Raw genomic sequence first — 2,320 nt, forward strand, 5'->3', positions numbered from 1 at the left:
CCTAATGGAATCCTGTTCAAAATACTGGCGCGTTCTGGATGACGAACACCGCGATTTTTTGAATTGTGCCAGACATGCAGTTGCCGAGGGACTTGAGTGGAATGTGGAATCTTAAAGATTAGAAATTCACTTAGTGCGTAAAAGTTAGCTGGGTTGTTTTGTAAGGGTGTTGCTTTGATTTCATTGCAGCGCCCTTAGTGTTTTATCTAACCCTATTGGTTCAATCGGTGTTGCATAAGGTCAAGATGAAACAGGTCTTCCCAAACCGCTTCTGGAAATGTTGCACATGGCTAGATTTTCTTCTTACGCAATGATATAAATGCAACGAATCCTTATGCAACAAAATGGAGCAGAACCATAGCGACGATATTATACGCCCGTGTTTCGACATCTGATCAGACCGTTTCACATCAAAAGACCCAAGCGGAACAGGCAGGGTTTAAACTTGATTGGGTGATAGATGATGAAGGGGTGTCGGGTGTATCCGTGCCCTTGAAAGATCGTCCGGGTGGAAAACGGTTGTTCGACAAGTTGAGGGCGGGCGACACCTTGGTTGTCCGCTGGGTAGACCGTCTTGGTCGCAACTATGAAGACGTCACCGCCAATATTCGAGAATTTATGAATATGGGGGTCACGATCAAAACCGTGATCAACAACATGACCTTTGATGGTGCAACAGATGATCCCATGCAGAAGGCAATACGTGACGCCATGATTGCGTTCATGGCAGCAAATGCACAAGCACAAGCAGAGGCTCAGAAGTTAGCGGCGAAAGCAGGTCATGAACACCGTAAGGCAATGGGAGATGATGCTTATAAAGGGCGGAAACCTTCGTTCACCACTCCACAGATTGATCAGATCGTTGCCAAGGTTGGTGAAGGCGTTGGAGTGAACGAAATCGCCCGTCAGGTTGGTCTAAGCAAGTTCGCTGTGTCACGTATCAAGTCTGACACAGCAGCAGCATATGCCAAGGCAGCACGCTGGGGAATATGACCCTACATTTCCAGTGCTTGTCAAAAAAGCAATCACAGTGACCTGCCCCCCGAGGCTCCCTTATTCATAACGAGAGTCTGCGGGTCTGGTTTTCATATTCTCCGTCGTCTGATTGGGCAAGCGCGCCGGGCGCGGAGCCCTCAAATTGCTCAAGCGTCCGGCGCGCTTCTGCGGGTGTTTGGTTGCCGAGCGATGAGTGCGGCCTGACGTTGTTGTAGTCGTATCGCCAGAGCGCCAGCTTGCGCCGGGCATCCTCCAGGCTGTCGAACATCTCCTCGTTCAGGAGCTCGTCGCGCAGGCTGCCGTTGAAGCTCTCGATGAAGGCGTTCTGCTGCGGCTTACCCGGATCGATGTAGTGCCAGTCGACGCCGTTGTCGTTGGCCCACTTTAGGATTGCCCGGCTGGTGAACTCGGTCCCGTTGTCGCTGACAATGCTGGCCGGTCTGCCATAGACCCGGACAAGCGCATCCAGCTCCCGCGCGACTCTGGCCCCTGAGATGCTCGTGTCGGCCATCAGGCACAGGTTCTCGCGGCAGCAATCATCATTCACCGCCAGAATGCGGAACCTTCGGGATGCACCGAACGTGTCGGATAGGAAGTCCAGAGACCAGCGTTCACTAGGTCTCAGCGCCTCTGGCATAGGTGTCCGCGATCCACGGGCACGTTTTCTGCCCCTTCGTCGCCTGACGCCCAGTTTTTCTTCTGTGTACAGGCGATAGAGCTTCTTGTGGTTCATGATCATACCCTTACGCTCTAGCATCACACCGATCCGGCGGTAGCCAAACCGACGCCGCTTGGCCGCGATGGCCTTCATCTCTTTGCGTATCTCAGGATTGTCCGGCGGGCGCTCACGCCGGACAGTCTTTGGATCGACACCGACAAGTCGGCAGGCCCGGCGCTGCGAGATGTCATGATCCCGCATCGCCCGGAGCGCTGCTTCGCGCCGCTCATTCGACGTCGTCAGCTCTTTCCCAGCAAGTCCTTCAACACGACGTTGTCCAGCATCTGATCCGCGAGCAGACGCTTCAATTTGGCATTCTCATCCTCCAAAGCCTTCAGCTTGGCCGCATCAGACACTTCCATGCCGCCATACTTGGATTTGAATTTATAGAATGTGCCCTGACTCAGGCCATGCTTGCGGCACACCTCCGCCGTCGGCATCCCGGCTTCCTGTTCTTTGATCATTCCGATGATCTGTGCTTCTGTAAAACGGCTCTTTCGCATCTGTTTGCTCCATCAAGAGGTTGAGCAAACTCTACATTAGAGCGTGTCGCGTTTAATCGGTTTTGTATCCTGCGGCCTTGAAGAAGTTGTAGCATTCCTCGTC

The 2,320-nt window shown here is 53.1% G+C and carries 2 protein-coding genes; one reads left to right on the forward strand and one right to left on the reverse strand.

Annotation, left to right across the window (positions count from 1 at the left end; all coding sequences use genetic code 11):
* The first annotated feature begins 366 nt into the window (after positions 1-366).
* Complete coding sequence (locus tag C6W91_RS10515) at positions 367-993, forward strand: recombinase family protein (RefSeq protein ID WP_370570800.1); 627 nt, start codon at positions 367-369, stop codon at positions 991-993.
* A 64-nt stretch (positions 994-1,057) separates the two neighbouring features.
* Here the strand turns inward: C6W91_RS10515 and C6W91_RS10520 are convergent.
* A protein-coding gene (locus C6W91_RS10520) for an IS3 family transposase (RefSeq protein ID WP_369002870.1) occupies positions 1,058-2,217 on the reverse strand; the annotation gives its coding sequence in 2 pieces (ribosomal slippage) (positions 1,058-1,968 and positions 1,968-2,217; 1,161 coding nt in all).
* Positions 2,218-2,320: the final 103 nt, after the last annotated feature.

The organism is Phaeobacter sp. SYSU ZJ3003 (genome assembly GCF_041300735.1).
In the GTDB taxonomy this organism is placed as follows: domain Bacteria; phylum Pseudomonadota; class Alphaproteobacteria; order Rhodobacterales; family Rhodobacteraceae; genus Phycobacter; species Phycobacter gallaeciensis_A.